This window comes from Mesorhizobium sp. M0037 (assembly GCF_040323635.1).
Classification (GTDB): Bacteria; Pseudomonadota; Alphaproteobacteria; order Rhizobiales; family Rhizobiaceae; genus Mesorhizobium.
Genome location: NZ_JAMYVB010000011.1, coordinates 37,136 through 53,068 on the forward strand (window position 1 = coordinate 37,136; position 15,933 = coordinate 53,068).

A 15,933-nucleotide genomic window follows, 5' to 3' on the forward strand; every position below is an offset into this window, starting at 1 on the left:
CGATCAAAATGGGCCCAGGCGGCCCGGGAAGAGCCATTGAGCGATGAACAGTATTTGGCGATAACAGAGGGCGCGGATTAGCAAGTACCGAAAGATGGGCTGCCGACACCACGGCGGCCGCGCCAAGGGAAACTCCAGACAAATAGGATGTCTGGCTAGATCGACTCCACTGTCACTCTCGCATTTAGTTATGCGGCGTGCTTGTGGCAACTCACATCGCGAGCCTTGTTGTTGGTCTATTCAGATCAAAGTCGCTCGGCAGAACGCGTCCCTAGTCGACGATTCCGAAGGAGCGATACTGCCGGCCTCCGAGAGATTTGGGCGCGGGCGGTCCGGTCCGGGCTTGCCAATGCCAGTCCTTCGCGTCATTCTTGCCATCTAAAGCGCCGCTCATCCTGCAGATGTTGCGCGAAATAGATTGAGGGTTTGCTGAACGTAAGTTGGAGAACGCCCTAATGAGGTTCTCGTACCTACTCGCGACGTTCGTGGTTGTGTTGCTCTGTTTGCCCGCGCAAGCGCAGATGCAATGTGCGGCGCCGTCCCAACACGTCGTCGTAACCAACGAGGCTAGCGGAATCGTTAACCAGGAACAGCCGATAAAACAGACAGTCACCGACCTGATACAGCGATATCCGCAGGCTGACAGGCTGCTATTGCAACGAGATTTGATATCAGCAGTCTGCGAATTAATAAAGGCGTCACCAAATACAGAATTTGCCGAGAAGGCGAAGCTACTTATCGATCTGACCAAAGAAATACAAAGTGCATTTGGTTCGGCGTCCACCTCGATCGATGTCATCGGTGACTACTTTGCAATTTCCACCCGGCTCCCAACAGGCAATATCGGCTACGCGTTACTCATGGGAACCGAATACCATGTTTATACTAAGTGCAAAGTAGATGAACCGCATCATGAGCTTGAGTATGGTAATCCTGTTATTTTTGATGGACTTTTTTATACCTATGATAAAAGTGAAATTCGTCGCACACGACCTGACGTAGAACGCTCAGTGAAAGGGAACCTTTTATTTAGCATACCAAAGGGTTTTCTATTTGAACCGGGAGACTCGGCCAGAGAAGGGTTAGATTACTTTCGAGACATCCCCAACGCGAACTGCTTTGTAGGTGACGTCAATATTCATGTCGCTATTTGGGATAAGACCACGGGCACCTACATCCTAAACAGGAAGATTTTCTCTGTGACGTCTCATTGGCGCTGCGCCATCGTAATGGAGAATGAAGCTACTACAGACTACGAGAATGTCGTTAACGAGTATAAAGCCTACATTCGCACTCTCGCAGATAAAACCTCAAGATCGTACCTAACAGCTCCAAAGTCGGACGCTTTTTGGGCAGTTGACGAAGCGAAAAAAGAGAACGCCGCAGATGCTTCGAACTCCCTCGCTGTCGTATTTTCGGGCAATTTAACATGGACAAAATGCATGACTGTTTCTCTAAGTGATGCGTTAAACACTATCAAATAGCAATTTTCTACTTTTCTTCGTTTCCACTGGCGATATTTCCTCTTACATCCGACACCGCTTTGTCGCTTGGAAGTAGCGCATCTTTTACGAATGAAGCAAATTGACCAAAGAAGAATCCTATTATTACTCCACCGAAATTGCCAAGAATTTGCGGTATTTGCTTACCTTGAAACGACAACGCGATTATGGATATTATTACTGCCAGCGCTATAGTCCCCGAGAGAACCCAGCCGCTTAGTATAACTATTCTAAGAAGATTTCGATTGTCCATCATCGTCCCCGAGAAGAGGCAGACAGGCACATTAGCGCGATGAGCGGCCCTTGGAAAGGAGAGCCGTGACAAGCACCCGTATCTCCGGCACTAATAGTTTCCGTCCTAGCGGATGGCCGAAGTCTACACGCTTTCTCGTCGGGTGTCAGCTACCTTAGCGATAATCACAAGAACTCGGAGCAGTTCTCAACTTGCACCAAGCGGAAGCCGTCACAAAGACGACTCGGGCGCTGCCGCGATCTACTGAACGTCCGCTTTGCGGTGACGAACCTAGCTGGTTGGGCGACTGCAATCAGGCGCGAAGCTGCCGTTTGTTGGGGCACGGCCCACTCTAGTCCGCTCTGACGTGCCAAGCAGCTCGTTTCACTCCACCGAATTTTCTGCTTGAATACCTCTGAAACCTGGCCGTGGAGCGCCTCCCATTTTGGAAGATCCCTTCGCCCCCCTACGGCAACGTTTCCTGGCCCGGTGCGCCGCTCAACTAGCGGAGTTGAAGGCGGCGCGTCACACAGTCCTTTTGAAGGGCTCCAACGACCCGCTGATTGGGACGGCGCACTCGCTCGCTGGAGCCGCGGGAACCTTCGGGTTTGCGGAGGTCAGCCTGCAGGCATCGGCACTGGAAACATCGCTGATCGAGCAGGCGGATGACGGAGCCGTGCATGCCGCGATCGATGCGCTTATAACTGAAATCGAGCGGACGCTGCGGTGATTCAACTGGCTGGACTCACTTCTTGGGGCCAGTCAGGCCGGTCCTGGTCATCTCGCCCCAGCTTTGGTCGGCGCGCAGATATTGCCACCATCCCTTCACGCGCCAGAGATTGTTGAGCTGGCGGTAACCGAAATTCTCGATCACAGCCACGGCCGTGAGCAAGGCGAGATCCCGCGCGCGCGGAAAACGTTGAAGCTCGGCCTCTTCGAGGACCAGCGAACACACGCTCACGCAAACCCCGTAGGTGAAAACCAGCGACGTGAATGCCAAGAGATATTCGGTCGAAAGGATGCCGAGCAGCCAGAAGGTCGGGATCAGCACATAGCCCAGCACCTCCGATATCGGCCCTAGCACATCGACAATCAGTATGTGGCCAAACCCGAGGAAGCCAACGCGCCCATAGCGGGGGTTGAAGAGCATGGAGCGGTAACGGAAGAAGCATTCGAGCGCACCGCGCTGCCAGCGCGTACGCTGCCTTGCCAGAACGCGAAGTGACTCCGGCGCTTCGGTCCAGCACACCGGCTCAGGAATGAACTGGATGCTGTATCTTCGCTTGGTGTCCATCATGTGGCGATGCAGCTTGATCACGAGGTCCAAATCTTCACCCATCGACCCACTGGTGAAGCCGCCAACTGCCACAACTTCCGTGCGGCGAAACAGACCAAAGGCGCCGGACACCAGCATCAGCGAGTTGATGCGGCTCCATGCAAGCCGCGCCATGAGAAAGGCCCGCAAATATTCGACCACCTGCAGCAGCGGCAATAGCCGGCGCGGCAGCCGGACCTCGCGCACCCTGCCACCTTCGATCCTGGAGCCGTTGGCAATCCGAATCGTGCCGCCCACGGCAATGGTGCGCTCTGGATCGTCGATGAAGGGCTGCGCGGCACGCATCAGCGCATCGGGCTCGAGGATGGAATCGCCGTCGATCACGCAAAACAGCGGCGCGCGGCAGACATTGATACCGGCATTCTGGGCATCTGCCTTGCCGCCATTTTCCTTGTCGACCACGAACAGCCGTTCGGTAATCAACGAGGAATAGAGCCCGCGAATCGGCTTGTGCGCCAGGGCGTCCTCATAAGGCCGGTGGAATTTCACCAGCTTGAAGCCTTCGATAAGGCGCTGCAGAGTCTGATCCTTCGAGCCGTCATTGATGACGAGCACCTCGAAATTCGGATATTCGAGCGCCAGCATCGAGTGCACGCTCTCGACTACGTTAACTTCCTCATTGTAGGCGGGCACCAGCAGCGCGATCGGCGGCGCGACGTCGCCATAACGGTGCCACAGCAGCGCCGATCGCGCGACTGGCGGGCGCTTGGACAGCGCGTAGGCGGCAATGATGAGTTGCAGGAGGTATACCGCCGTCTGCGCCAGCCCTGCCCCAATGATGAACCAAGACAGGATGGAGGCACCCAGGATGATCTCTTGGCTCCAGTCGAACATCACGCGGCCGGCCCCTCGGCAAGGATCAGTGAGGCCGTGCGCTGGCGGCGCGAGACCTCGCTGGCGGCGATCTCGCGCAGCACCTGTTCTCCCTGCTGGCCGAGCGAGCGCAATGCGTTAGCGGCGGCATAACGCACGGTCCATGCCTCGTCGTCCATCAGCTGAGCGAGCGGCGCGGCGAGTTCAAACAGGCCGAGGCGGCCCGCTGCATCGGCAGCGTCGGCACGCACATCCCAGCCGCCATTTTCCATCGCCTTGGCCAGGATGGCCGGCGCATTGGCATGTCCCGTCAGGCCGAGTGCCCGCAATGCGGCTGCGGCGACCTCCGGTGACGGATCGCCAGCCGCGCGAGCAAAGAACTCACCAAACCGGAAGCCGCCGTTGCGAGCAAGCGCATCGATTGCCGCCGCCCTGATAAAAGGCACCGCGTCCTCACGGCTGCCGTAATCCTCAAGCTCGTCGAACCGCTTTGACGGAAAGCGCCTGAAAAGCTCGATCACGCGCCGTGAGCGCTGCCCCGCCACGCCGATCTTGCGTAGCGTTATGACCAGCGGCGGCAGGGCGCCGATATCGCACAGCGCAATCGCGACGGCGATCCTGACCTCGCGCGACCGGTCGCGATCGAGCGCCGAAAGCAGGTTTGCCACCGCGTCCTCCGAACGCAGCGCGGCCAGCATCTCGGCCGCGTGGATGCGTTCGGCGCCGTTGCCTTTTTCAAGCTGGGTGCCGACAAGGGTCGGCAGGCCACATTCGTTGAAGGCTGAAAGCAGCTCGTCGTGCTCCTCGCCGCGCAGCAGCGAGATAAACTCGAAGCCGGCATCGATCGCCACCCTTGCCGGCACCGCAAGCAGCGCTGTCTTCAATGCCTCGCGATCGCGATTTTCGGTGAAGGCGATCAGCGCCGTTAGAAGAAGGCGCCGCTGATCGGCGCCCTCCGTCCCCCGGCGCTCGTGCAGCACCCGGCGCCCGATCAGCAGAAGCATGATCACCAGGGAAAGGGCACTGAGCAGGATGGACAGGTACCAGACGTACAACATGATCAGAACCGCGCAGTCAGGCCGAGCCCGAATGTGGTTAGGTCGAATGTCGGGCGCTGCTCATGGGCGAGGCTACTGCGCAGCGTCAGCGGGTCGGAAACGTCCCAGGAGATGCCCCCAAAGACGGTACGCGTAGGCACCAGCGTGCCGTCGGAGATCTCGGGGGCATCCCCAAAACCACCAAAAACATTGACGCTAGGGGTAACTGCAAGATCGACTCGCAGGACATAACCATCGGCGCGCGTGCCAATGTCGTCGGCTGCGTGGACCCAACGTGCCGAAAGCCCGAGCCGGCCATCCAGGACATAGGCCTGCACCCAGGGCGAGATGGTGGTGATCTCGGTGTTGGCAAAATGGTCATAACGGGTATCGACGTTAAGCGAGAACGGGCCAAACGCTTTGGCGGGCGCGAGGATCTGCCATGAAGCGCCGGCTCCGATCGAGTAGCGCGCGAGGAAATCGGCATCCGGCGTCGCAGCCACCAGCGCATGCGCTGAAACAGTGGGCGAGAAAGCCTGGTCGATGCGGCCCTCGATCTGGAAGTCGGTGTGGCCGAAGCGGGTCGCCACCCGGGTGCGGCCCGAAATTGTCGTTTGCGCGCTGAGCCGATATGCTAGGCCAGCCGAACTGTCGGTCCAGCCACCAAGCCCCTCGGTGAGATCGCTCACTTCGCTGCCCAGATCGAGCCGCCATTTGCGTGGCGGCGGCGCGGCGAGCCTCTGCTCGACATCGCGCGAGCCGGGTTCGAGGGCAAGCGCCTGGCGGTAGGCGGCTCGCGCGCCAGCATCGTCGCCACGCGCTCGGCGCAGATCGCCGATCCCCACAAGCGCCTCAGCGTTGCGCGGATCGACCGCCAACACCCGCAGAAACGATTGCTCGGCCCGCGTGTCATCCTGCTCCAGCATGGAAATCCGCGCATCGAGAGCGATCAGTTCGGTATTGTCACGTTCAGCGCCAAGCACATCACCGATCATTGTGCGGGCTCGCGGCACGTCGTTCTGCCAGATCGCCAGACGGACCTTGCCTAAACGGGCGTCGAGAAGTCCGGGCCTGATGGCCAGCGCCCGGTCGAAAAAATTCCCGGCTTCGTCAAATTTCTGTTGGGATCCAGCCACGAGACCCATGGCGACCAGGATGTCGGTGTTTTTCGGCGCCAGCCGCAGCGCTCGGCGGTAGGCGTTCTGCGCCTCGGGCAATTGTCCCGCCGCCCGCAATCTCTGGCCCTTCTCCATCAGGCCGGCGACGGGATCCGGCCGCGGCGGACGCAGCCTCTTTCTCACGGTCGCAGGCTTCGCTTTGCTGCTGCCGGCTTGCTGGGCCTTGTGGATGCTGGCGACAAGCGTACTCGCATCGGCATTGTCGGGCTGGGCACGCGAGACTTTTTCGGCCAGCGGCAGGGCAGTGTCCAGATTGCCCGACCGGAACTCGACCTGAGCCATGCCGAAGCTGGCATCCAGATATTCCGGCGCAATCGCAAGCGCCTTGGAAAACGCTTCACGCGCCGCCGGCAGATTGTTGCGGCCAAGTTCGGTGAAGCCAAGTTGCACCACGGCGTCGGCATTGTCCGGCTTGAGCGCCAGCGCACGCCTAAGCAGCTGCGCCGCCTCGTCGAAATGCTGGGCCTGCCTGGCCTTCACGCCGGAGGCGTACAGTTCCTCGACCGTCTGGGCCAGCGTCGCGGCGGGCACTGCCGCAACCGCCAGGAAGACGCATGCTGCAACCGTGGCGCACCGGCCGCGCCTCATCAGCGCTTCCCGCTCTTCCGCGCCAAGAGACGCGCAAGCCGGGCCAGGAGTTCCTCGGGAATGAAGGGTTTCACAAGGTAGTCGTCGGCCCCCTTCTCAAGAGCGGAGACGATGTCTTTTTCGCCCTTGCGGGCGGTCAGCATTACCACCGGGATTTCCGACAAAGCCGGTTCGCTCTTTATGCGGGCAAGAACCTCTAGGCCGTCGGCCTTGGGCATCATCGCGTCGAGCACGATGATATCGGGCGCCTCATGCTCCGCCTTCAAGAGCGCTTCCGCCCCGTCTACTGCTTTGATGACCTCGTATCCCTTTGCCATGAGCCTGAATTCCATCAGTTCGATCAAAAGGGGATCGTCATCGCAAATCAGAACTCTTGCCTTCGCTCCGTTCAACAGCCTTGCTCCGGTTCCGTCGCCCCCCGGAGTGATCAATCCATGAACCACATCCGCCAACGCGGCTCATGCAGAGAAACATTGTTCTCAACTCTCATCGACATCCGCCGATCCTAGGCAATTATAGACCACCTGATTCGCTACGCCTGCATCTCGGCACAATCAGTAGATGAATAAGGAGACATGGTATAGGAGCCGTGAACGACGTCGCTCAGTCTGCAGCCAGACTGCGCTCGGTGCTCAAGCCAAACGTCGACTCAGGCGCGCCGTCGAAGCAATCTTTTGACTTCACCGGCAAGCGCAAGCGGGTCGAACGGCTTCGCGATGACCCCTACCGCCCCCATCGCCAGATAGCGTTCGACCTCATGGGTCTGGGTGCGCGCGGTGATGAACACCACGGGTATCGAAGCCGTCGCCCCAGACCCGGCCAGGCGCCGCAGCGTCTCTGGTCCGTCCATGTCCGGCATCATTACGTCGAGCAGAATAAGGTCGGGTCGCCATTCGGCGGCATCGGCGAGCGCCTGCAAGCCGGACGGGCAGGACAGCACCTCGAACTCCGGCTCGAGTTCCAGCGACATCTGGGCGATTTCGCGGATATCGTCCTCGTCATCCACATAGAGAATCCTTGCGGGCATGAGCGTCACTCCTTGGCGTGCGCGGCAGGTTGGGTGCGGGACGAAACCAACATGCTCCTGACCAGCTTTGCCACATCGGTTTCCGACGCCCTGGTCTTGGTCAGGATGGCCTGCACGCGATCACCTAGTTTCTGGTCTAGCTCCGCCGCCGAAAACACGATGACCCCAGTCTCGAGCGGCAGATCGGCCAGCAGGTCCAACCCCGATCCGTCGGGGAGTGCAATATCCAGGATCACCAGATCGAAGCGATGCCGGCCGATCGCCTCCCGGGCGTCCTTGAGGGTCTTCGCAGAAGTGATCGAGACCCCCGAACCCAACCCCTCCGACATCACCGCAAGCACGCCCTCGTCGTCCTCGAGATGCAGAATCTTCGGCCTCTGCTCGGTCCTGCCAGCAAGGATCTTGGCAAGGGCGGCGTGAAGCCGCTTTGAATCCACCGGCTTCTCCAGCCAGTCGACAATACCGACGGCGCTGCCGTTCAGCGACCCCCTGGCCTCATCGGCAACGGCGGAGATGACGATGACCGCAATGTCGGAATTGACCGGCGATGCCCTAATGTCGTGGAAGAGCTTGATACCGGATTCCCCCGCCAGCTTGATGTCGAGGGTCAAGGCCACGTATTCGCGGGACCTCAGAAGCGCCGTTGCCGTGGCGATATCGGGTGCGATGTCGCTTGAAAAGCCCTCCGCATCCAAGAGTGCCGCAATCACGGCGGCGACGTCGGATTCGTCTTCACAGATCAGAACCCGTAGGCGGCCATCGGGCTTCCGCGTCAGGTGCGGTGGCGGATACGGCCTTGGGTGGTGCCTGCGTGCTTCTGCAAGGTCGAGGTGGAACGAGGTTCCCTTGCCTTCCTCCGTTTCGAAGGAAATGGCTCCGCCCAGTTTTTCGGTGATGGCCTTGACGATGCTCAACCCGAGGCCGGTGCCGCCTATCTTACGGGTGCTGGAAGCGTCCGCCTGCTCGAATTTTCCGAATATACGGCCGCGGAAAGCCTCCGGGATGCCAGTGCCCTGATCCATGACGGAAATACGCAGCATGTCGCCGTCACGACGCTGGAATTTCACCGTGACGGTGCCATCAGCATGCGAGAACTTGATCGCGTTCGACAGAAGGTTCGCCATCACCTGATGCAGGCGATCCGGATCGATGTTGGCCTCAGCGCGTGGGGCATCGTCGATCAGAACGATCTTGATCCGGCTGTCAGCCATGTAGTTGGAGCTGGCGGCAATGGCCTGCTCTAGCACCTGACGGACAGACATCTGCTTGATCTTGAAGGTGATCACGCCCGATTCGATCTTCTCGATATCCAGAATGTCGTTGATGAGGAGAACCAGCCTTTCGCTATTGGTGTGGGCGATGTTGACGAGATTGGCGGCCTTCGGCGGCAGTTCGCCGGCAACACCGGCCGCGATCAGGCCAAGCGAGCCGCGGATGGAGGTCAATGGGGTGCGCAATTCGTGGCTGACCGTGGAAATGAAATCGTTCTTGAGCTGGGCGGCACGCTTCTGCTCGGTGATGTCGCGATTGTAGGTGATGACGCCAACGATGTTGCCCGCCTCGTCGCGGAAGGGCGCCTTCAGCGTGTAGAGCCAACCTTGCCGGCCGTCCGGGAAAAGCGCCGGCTGGTCGATCCGCAACGTCTGCCCGGCCTCCAGTGCGCCCATCTCATCTTGCCGGAAGCGCTCGGCTACATCCCTGGGGTAGAAATCGAAATCCGTCTTGCCGATCAGATCGTCGACCGAAGCGGCGCGAACCATTTCGGCGGTGGCGGGGTTGGCGGCGATGAAACGGCCGTCGACATCCTTTATGTTCAGGCAATCCGGCAGTTCTCGAACCATGGCCCGGTAGGTCATGTTGGACATCAAGAGCTCCCGCCGGCGCTGCTGCCGGTCGAGCAGGACGCCGATGATGATTGTGCTTAGGAAGCGGAATACGAGGGACGGGAACGTGCTCTGCTGCACAAGACCGGTAAGGGCTTGCGCTGGGATGACCAGGAGCGTGATAAGCCCGGCGAGAGCGACCGTTACGCTAAGACCGAATATGTCGTACATGGTGCGCGATCGGGCCGCGACGAAGTGGTGCCACGCGATGCCGACAATTGCGGTAATGAGGATACCCATGACACCAGCACCTGCACCCTGCCCGCCCAGATGGGCGCGATAGGCAATGGAGCCGGCCGTGGCGATGAGCATTGCCGGCCATCCGCCGAAGAACGCGGCCGCAGCAATGAAGGCGGCGCGCAGATCGACGACGAAGCCGGAGACGGACAGGGCCGTCGCCATGGAGATGACCGCGCCAACGCACATGACCAAGCCGAGAAGCAGCGACTGCATCCGCCGCGAGAAGCGCCCGGTGAAATCCGCCACAAGGTCCCAGGCGACCACGAGAATGGAGACCAAGGCAAGGTTGGCGAGGAGTGAATGCCAGATGTCGGTCATCACTTCGGCTCCTTTTCCCGACAAATACCGGCAAAACCTATCCGAGATCTAAAGAAAATACAGACGGTCGGTGGCACGGTGGTAGCGCCTTGATTGCTCGCGCTTCTCAAGCAGTCAGTCAGAAGGCGTTAAGGGCGATGACCTGCGCAGACGCCCCTGCTGCATTGTTCTGCTCTAACTGCTCCCGGACAGAGGCGAAGTTTCCATTGCTAGATCACCAGCAAGCGCGCTTACCTGCAGCGGAACCTGATGGCCACTACGACCGTTGTTCGAAAGGACAACGAAAGGAGATCGCCATCATGGACTGGAACCGCGTCGAAGGAAATTGGAAGCAATTCAAAGGCAAGGTCAAGGAGCAGTGGGGCAAGCTCACTGATGATGATCTCGACCGCATAGCCGGCAACCGCGATAAGCTCGAAGGTACGATCCAGGAGCGCTACGGCATTGAGAAGGATCGCGTGCGGCGAGACGTCGACGACTGGTATGGTCGACAAGACTCGTAGGCAGGACAGTTGAACCTAGTCAAATAAGGGCGCGGTCACAAACCGCGCCCTTTTCGTGTTTTTGGCATCCGTGTGCCGTTCGGCTCGGCCTTGAACAAGCGATTTATGGGAACGTGTCGGCTTCCAGCCGCGTTGATTTCTACAATGGAGATCGTAGCAATGTCCATCCACAAAGAAGACTATCGAACGAACAAGGCTGACTACCTGATAGCGAAAAGGCCAGATCTGGTTGAGAAGACCAAGCCGAAAAAGAAGACATTGCGGCGTGCAGATCAGCGTTCCGCAAAGTTATTGGAAAACCCCGCCGCGTTATCCGAGAAGCCGGCCTCACGCCGTTAGAGAAATCGCAGAAGGTCAGGAGGAACATTTTAGCGATACTGAATGTTCGACTGTCTATGGACAGCCGAACCGTACCCTCCGCAGATCAATCCAGAGCAGCACGAGCCCTACTGAACTGGTCACGTGTGCGACTTGCCGCAAAGGCCAATCTTAGCGAAATGGTGATCAGCGATCTTGAGAACGAATTCAGGAAACCGCGTCCCCACAACCTCGCCGCCATCCGCAAAGCGTTTGAGGATGCCGGAATCGTCTTCACCGTCGAAGGCACTCCATCGCTAGCCCGCTCAGAAGGCGATAGCGGCCTCGCCGCCGATAATAGACAGTGGCGCCGCCGGGAGAAAAAAGGATAAGGGGAAAAGCCTGTGTACCCTCCTCTGCAACCCGATCTCTAAAGCGGCCGCTGACAAGGGCGGTTGTTCACTGACTTTGTTCCGACTTCAGTCAGGCGAACCCTCCGGGGAACCTCCCTTGAGATAGCCTCTGCTTCAGGTCGTTGGCATTCAGGATGGCGGCCAGCTCTTCGGCATACTCCATGTCGGGAAGGTCGACAGATGGGCGGCCCGCTACAATAGCCGGCAGCCCGGTGAACACGTCGAACACCGCCACGTCCCATCCGGTTCCCGCCTTACGCCGTACCGCAGAGTTGCCATGAGGGGATGCTAATGGAAGTCGGGAATATGTTGTACAAAAATGCGAGCGGGCGATCGGACAACGGGCACGCCTTTCCGGAACTTTTGCCGCTGCGACGGGTTAGGCCGGGCATAACCAGAATAGCCGACCTCGGACCGCCCATGCCCGGCAAGCCACATGACCCTGACTGGGAATTCTATGCGCGCCCCATCTGCGGCCAGCGGGTCGACCGGCGTGACTTCCGCCAGGTCATGGGGCACGAGCAACCGGACCATGAGCCGCTCGAACTGGATCAGTGAGGCAGGAAAAACTGGGCAGCCTTCATTTTTCAGTATCGAACCAGCGTTTGCGCGCCACCGCTTCTAGGCGCATGGTGCATGGATGAGCTCTATCGATCGGAAGCTGTCGGAATTGAATCACATTCAGGAGGCCTTGACTGAAGAGGCCATAATCCTGCGCTATCTCTCCGAGATTTCGCGCCAAGACGCGAGAGAGATATGCGAAGAGCTCCGCCAAATGGTAGGTGTGGCTCGCAGCAGCAACAAATTCGCGTCCATCATCACCGGCTCGTGCAAAGGCTAGGCGACGGCGGCCCGCGCCACCCCAGGAAGGAAAGCACGGGCCCGACTGTTGCTGTCTTCCATCTTCCGGAGGGCGAAGACGATGGGCAAAAACTTGGCACCACTCCACGCATGACTTGATACTCTTGGGATTATCATTGGATAATCAGGTCCAACAGAGGCGGCTGATCCGACGGGGGCGAGTTCCCCCCAACGAGCGCCATGTGGGATCGGATGGCGCCACGATTTATAGCGAAACCACTGTCCTGGCCGACCGAACCGGCGGCTGGCTGGTCCGGGCCGGAATGAACCGGGGCAATGCCCGGCTCAACGGCTACGCTCTCGATCATTTGCAACTGGTAACGGCAGATCGTGCCGTGGAGGTCGGTTTCGGCGGCGCAGTTTTACTGCCGCAACTTAACCGTGAGGCAGCATTCGTTTGCGGTGTTGATCGCTCGCAGATGTCGTGAACGCTGCCTCCCACCGGTTCGCCGATGCAGTGCGCGCCGGACGAGCCGAGTTCCGAACCGGGCTAGTCGAGGACTTGCCCTTGCCGGATAGCACATTCGACAAGGCTCTCAGCGTCCACACAGTGTACTTCTGGCAAAGCCTTAGAGCTGGATCCGCAGAGCTCCATCGCGTCCTCAAACCAGGCGGTCGCGTCGTGCTGGGCTTCCTCCCGAAGGCACATATGGACCGGATGAACATGCCGGCCGATGTTTTTTACACCTCGCGAGCCGGATGAGGTCATTGCTGCCTTGCGAGAGGCAGGGTTCAGCGACCCTGAAGTGCGGAGACCGAGCACGGAAACCGCCTGGCTCGTTGTGACAGGCATACGAAGATAGGTTTCGGCGCCTGGAAGCGGAGAAGCCCGCTGCCGAAGCCAACTGGCTTTGTTGCAGGGCCGTGGTTTGCCTAGGCTCCTCTGGGTTCAACACTGGGTGCCAATTGCGCCGTCACTGCGCTGAGACGCCCACGTTTGGTCAGTACTGGCTTGCTGTATTCTTTCTTCACTGCAGTCCCTCTCTAGCGAATTTCGGCAAAGCGCCTTGGGGCCTAAAGGTTCTCACTCATCGGTGCAGGTTGATGGCGTGCACACAGCCGTTACGGCCGAGAGCTTCTCACGCTTCTTTAATTCAGGCTTCTGATAAGTCTTCTTCATGCAGGATCCCCAGGTTTGTCCCTCAACGCGAAAATGCGGTGCGCCGGCCACGATTGTCAACCAGAAACACTGAAGTAGCGGCCGAGCGACGCCAGGGGACCGGCACGCGCGGTCAGGGCGGCGTGCGCAGCGTGGATGCTGCAATTGCCTGGCCGGTTCCCATTGCCTGCTAACGAGCGCACACTGCTGCGTCGCCTCGAAAAATCAAAAACAAACAGGCACGAGGCGCTTGGGAGCGATCATCAGGCTTTCGCCCGACCAGGGAGAAGGCCCATGCCCACACCGGCACAGAGCCGGCTCATGTATTTTATGGGCCAATTCGTTCACAACGAGAGCATCGTTTCCAAGCAGGATATTATCGTTGGCTTACTGGATCACGAAGGCAGTCCGACGGCCGACGCCGACGAATTGCTGGCGAACTTGCATCAATCACTGCAACAGGCCCGGCAGAGCTTGCACGAGGCGCAAGAGATATAGAGATATATCGAGTCAGAAATGCGGAGTAGCGAAAAAACCGCTTCATTGTCAGGTTTGAGCAGCCAAATCGCACCGGTTGCGAAAGAGCTTGTGCCTGCGGCAAATCCAAAAAAGTCTGTGTTCGCGGATCACATCATCAGCCTGGAGCAACATGAGGAACGGCTGGCGGCGCTTTTCGCTGCGCCGCGTCCACCCTATAAAGCGGTGGTATGGGCCAAGGTCTCAGGACCCGTAAATAGCCACCTGTTCTTCGCACGATGTCGGCTTTCAGAAACCGCCTAAAGCGATCCCGATATTGGGCGCAATGGCCATCCGTTCTGATTAAGTCGTCTTGGCCAGCCGTGGTCTTCACTCGACCCCGCATGATGAGGTATGACCAAGAAGGATGTAGACTAAACCGGAAGAGACAAGGTGCAGGTGCAAGGCATTGAGAGAAATAGCAGGAACCGAACCAATCCACAGGAATATTTTGTTGGTATTTATGTTGGTAGCAGATGCGGCTAACATTCCCCTAAGTATCTGAAAGCAAAACGGGATTTTCTTCACTTGAATTCCGCCTCTGGGCACCATCCCCTCTTCTCCCGACACTCCGTTTAGCCGAACCGTCTACGCTGCAGCTTCTGCAAGCGACTGGAATTATTGATCTTTTGCTGTCGCATTGCGCAATTAGGCGTGACAGAGAGCGCTTCGGGCGCATTTGATCCAACGAGGCGGGGGGATGGTATTTCCGTTGGTATTCGACATCCTGATGGTATCGAAACAGCCAAGGGAGACCTGACGAATGGCCCTATCCGACGTGAAATGTCGAAACGCCCGCCCTGCTTCCAAACTCGCGAAATTGTCTGACGGGGGCGGGCTGCAGCTATGGGTACAGCCCACGGGCTCTCGCCTCTGGCGGCTCGCCTACCGCTTTGACGGCAAGCAGAAACTGCTCGCGCTGGGCAGCTATCCCCTTATCTCTCTCGCCGAGGCACGGGAGGCGCGCGATGATGCTAAAAGGCTCCTGCTAGCTGGCGTCGACCCTGGAAAGGAACGCAGCTTGCGGAAGGCCGATTCGGCAAAGGACTCCTTTCGCTCAATCGCGGACGAATATGTTGACAAGCTGAAGAAGGAGGGACGTGCCGACCGGACGATCAGCAAGGTCAAATGGCTGCTCGACTTTGCCTATCCGATAATCGGCGACAAGTGCATTCGGGAGATCGAGCCGGCCAGCATCCTTACCGCCCTCCGTCGCGTGGAGGTTCGCGGTCGATATGAGTCGGCCAGGCGACTGCGCTCCACCATCGGCAGCGTGTTTCGATACGCGATCGCGACCGCACGCGCCGAGACAGATCCGACCTTCGCCCTCAGAGGCGCACTCATCAGTCCGAAGGTAACGTCTCGCGCCGCGATTACCGATCCGAAGGCCTTGGGCGGTTTGCTGAGGGCGATCCATGCATTTGACGGACAGCCTACAACGCGAGCCGGTCTGAAGCTGATAGCGCTGCTGTTTCCCCGCCCAGGCGAGCTTCGCGCCGCTGAATGGGAAGAGTTCGATTTTGAAAGCTCGGTGTGGACGATCCCTGAAGCACGCATGAAAATGCGACGGCCGCACCGCATACCCCTATCAAAGCAAGCGATCAGCGTCCTGACTTCACTGAGAGAAATCTCTGGTGATGGATCGCTGCTGTTTCCTAGTGTTCGATCGGCTTCGCGTCCGATTTCCGACAATACCCTTAACGCCGCACTGCGTCGTATGGGTTACAGCAAGGAAGAAGCTACCGCGCATGGTTTTCGAGCAACGGCATCAACTCTGCTGAACGAATGCGGCAAGTGGCATCCTGACGCGATAGAGCGGCAGCTGGCCCACATTGAGAACAACGACGTTCGGCGCGCCTACGCCCGGGCAGAGCACTGGGACGAGCGCGTCGAGATGATGCAGTGGTGGGCCGATTATCTGGATGAACTCAAGAGCAAAAACCTGCGGGTGATCTCAATCGAGGGACGCCGCAAGCCTGCTGTCCACACACCAACGCGACCATCCACTTTGAACCCAACAGCGGCCGTTCATCAAACGCCGATACAAATCTCCAACCGCCGGAAATCATACTGACCGTCGAAAAACGCCA

General features: G+C 58.8%; 18 protein-coding genes. 10 read left to right on the plus strand and 8 right to left on the minus strand.

Features of this window, described 5'->3' with window-relative positions; genetic code table 11:
* Window positions 1-485: 485 nt before the first annotated feature.
* Window positions 486-1,484, plus strand: a complete 999-nt coding sequence (locus tag NKJ78_RS17730; RefSeq protein WP_155921679.1) for a hypothetical protein — start codon at window positions 486-488, stop codon at window positions 1,482-1,484.
* A 7-nt stretch (window positions 1,485-1,491) separates the two neighbouring features.
* On the opposite strand, the gene NKJ78_RS17735 is transcribed toward NKJ78_RS17730, so the two are convergent.
* Window positions 1,492-1,755 carry a hypothetical protein gene (locus NKJ78_RS17735; protein WP_155921680.1) on the minus strand — a complete coding sequence of 88 codons (264 nt, stop codon included), beginning with the start codon at window positions 1,753-1,755 and terminating at the stop codon, window positions 1,492-1,494.
* Window positions 1,756-2,179: 424 nt separating this feature from the next.
* Between NKJ78_RS17735 and NKJ78_RS17740 the strand changes: the two genes are divergently transcribed.
* A complete protein-coding gene (locus tag NKJ78_RS17740; protein WP_023806859.1) occupies window positions 2,180-2,464 on the plus strand; it encodes an Hpt domain-containing protein in 285 nt (94 codons plus the stop codon).
* 15 nt (window positions 2,465-2,479) lie between these two features.
* Here the strand turns inward: NKJ78_RS17740 and NKJ78_RS17745 are convergent, their stop codons facing one another.
* The 6 genes from NKJ78_RS17745 to NKJ78_RS17770 form a co-directional block, all read right to left on the minus strand.
* On the minus strand, window positions 2,480-3,904 hold the full coding sequence (locus NKJ78_RS17745) for a glycosyltransferase family 2 protein (protein ID WP_023817028.1): 1,425 nt from the start codon (window positions 3,902-3,904) through the stop codon (window positions 2,480-2,482).
* Entirely contained in the window at window positions 3,904-4,941 is a 1,038-nt protein-coding gene (locus tag NKJ78_RS17750) for a HEAT repeat domain-containing protein (protein ID WP_023817027.1), read from the minus strand. Before NKJ78_RS17750 ends, NKJ78_RS17745 begins: the two co-directional genes overlap by 1 nt.
* Window positions 4,942-4,943: 2 nt before the next feature.
* Window positions 4,944-6,686 carry a YaiO family outer membrane beta-barrel protein gene (locus NKJ78_RS17755; RefSeq protein WP_023817026.1) on the minus strand — a complete coding sequence of 581 codons (1,743 nt, stop codon included), beginning with the start codon at window positions 6,684-6,686 and terminating at the stop codon, window positions 4,944-4,946.
* Window positions 6,686-7,078, minus strand: coding sequence for a response regulator transcription factor (locus NKJ78_RS17760; protein WP_023822643.1), 393 nt, complete (start codon window positions 7,076-7,078; stop codon window positions 6,686-6,688). Before NKJ78_RS17760 ends, NKJ78_RS17755 begins: the two co-directional genes overlap by 1 nt.
* A gap of 257 nt (window positions 7,079-7,335) precedes the next feature.
* Window positions 7,336-7,713: a response regulator gene (locus NKJ78_RS17765; RefSeq protein ID WP_031198823.1), complete on the minus strand. Its 378-nt coding sequence runs from the start codon at window positions 7,711-7,713 to the stop codon at window positions 7,336-7,338.
* A 5-nt stretch (window positions 7,714-7,718) separates the two neighbouring features.
* Entirely contained in the window at window positions 7,719-10,154 is a 2,436-nt protein-coding gene (locus NKJ78_RS17770) for a hybrid sensor histidine kinase/response regulator (RefSeq protein ID WP_352562535.1), read from the minus strand.
* A gap of 299 nt (window positions 10,155-10,453) precedes the next feature.
* On the opposite strand from NKJ78_RS17770, the gene NKJ78_RS17775 reads away from it, so the two are divergent.
* From NKJ78_RS17775 to NKJ78_RS17785, 3 genes are all read left to right on the plus strand, one after another.
* Entirely contained in the window at window positions 10,454-10,657 is a 204-nt protein-coding gene (locus NKJ78_RS17775; protein WP_352562536.1) for a CsbD family protein, read from the plus strand.
* A 159-nt stretch (window positions 10,658-10,816) separates the two neighbouring features.
* Window positions 10,817-10,996 (plus strand): hypothetical protein, encoded by a 180-nt coding sequence (locus tag NKJ78_RS17780; RefSeq protein ID WP_023806874.1) that lies wholly within the window; start codon window positions 10,817-10,819, stop codon window positions 10,994-10,996.
* 56 nt (window positions 10,997-11,052) lie between these two features.
* Window positions 11,053-11,346, plus strand: coding sequence for a helix-turn-helix domain-containing protein (locus tag NKJ78_RS17785; protein WP_031198824.1), 294 nt, complete (start codon window positions 11,053-11,055; stop codon window positions 11,344-11,346).
* Window positions 11,347-11,437: 91 nt separating this feature from the next.
* Here NKJ78_RS17785 and NKJ78_RS17790 read toward each other — a convergent pair whose 3' ends face one another.
* Window positions 11,438-11,602, minus strand: a complete 165-nt coding sequence (locus NKJ78_RS17790) for a hypothetical protein (RefSeq protein ID WP_352562537.1) — start codon at window positions 11,600-11,602, stop codon at window positions 11,438-11,440.
* Window positions 11,603-11,787: 185 nt separating this feature from the next.
* On the opposite strand from NKJ78_RS17790, the gene NKJ78_RS17795 reads away from it, so the two are divergent.
* From NKJ78_RS17795 to NKJ78_RS17815, 5 genes are all read left to right on the plus strand, one after another.
* Window positions 11,788-11,925 (plus strand): hypothetical protein, encoded by a 138-nt coding sequence (locus tag NKJ78_RS17795; protein ID WP_196814950.1) that lies wholly within the window; start codon window positions 11,788-11,790, stop codon window positions 11,923-11,925.
* A gap of 419 nt (window positions 11,926-12,344) precedes the next feature.
* Window positions 12,345-12,656, plus strand: coding sequence for a hypothetical protein (locus tag NKJ78_RS17800; protein WP_156941094.1), 312 nt, complete (start codon window positions 12,345-12,347; stop codon window positions 12,654-12,656).
* Window positions 12,653-12,931: a class I SAM-dependent methyltransferase gene (locus tag NKJ78_RS17805; protein ID WP_023817018.1), complete on the plus strand. Its 279-nt coding sequence runs from the start codon at window positions 12,653-12,655 to the stop codon at window positions 12,929-12,931. The genes NKJ78_RS17800 and NKJ78_RS17805 overlap by 4 nt, the downstream gene beginning before the upstream one ends.
* Window positions 12,932-13,621: 690 nt before the next feature.
* A complete protein-coding gene (locus tag NKJ78_RS17810; RefSeq protein WP_352500210.1) occupies window positions 13,622-13,825 on the plus strand; it encodes a hypothetical protein in 204 nt (67 codons plus the stop codon).
* A gap of 781 nt (window positions 13,826-14,606) precedes the next feature.
* On the plus strand, window positions 14,607-15,917 hold the full coding sequence (locus tag NKJ78_RS17815; RefSeq protein WP_023747221.1) for a tyrosine-type recombinase/integrase: 1,311 nt from the start codon (window positions 14,607-14,609) through the stop codon (window positions 15,915-15,917).
* Window positions 15,918-15,933: the final 16 nt, after the last annotated feature.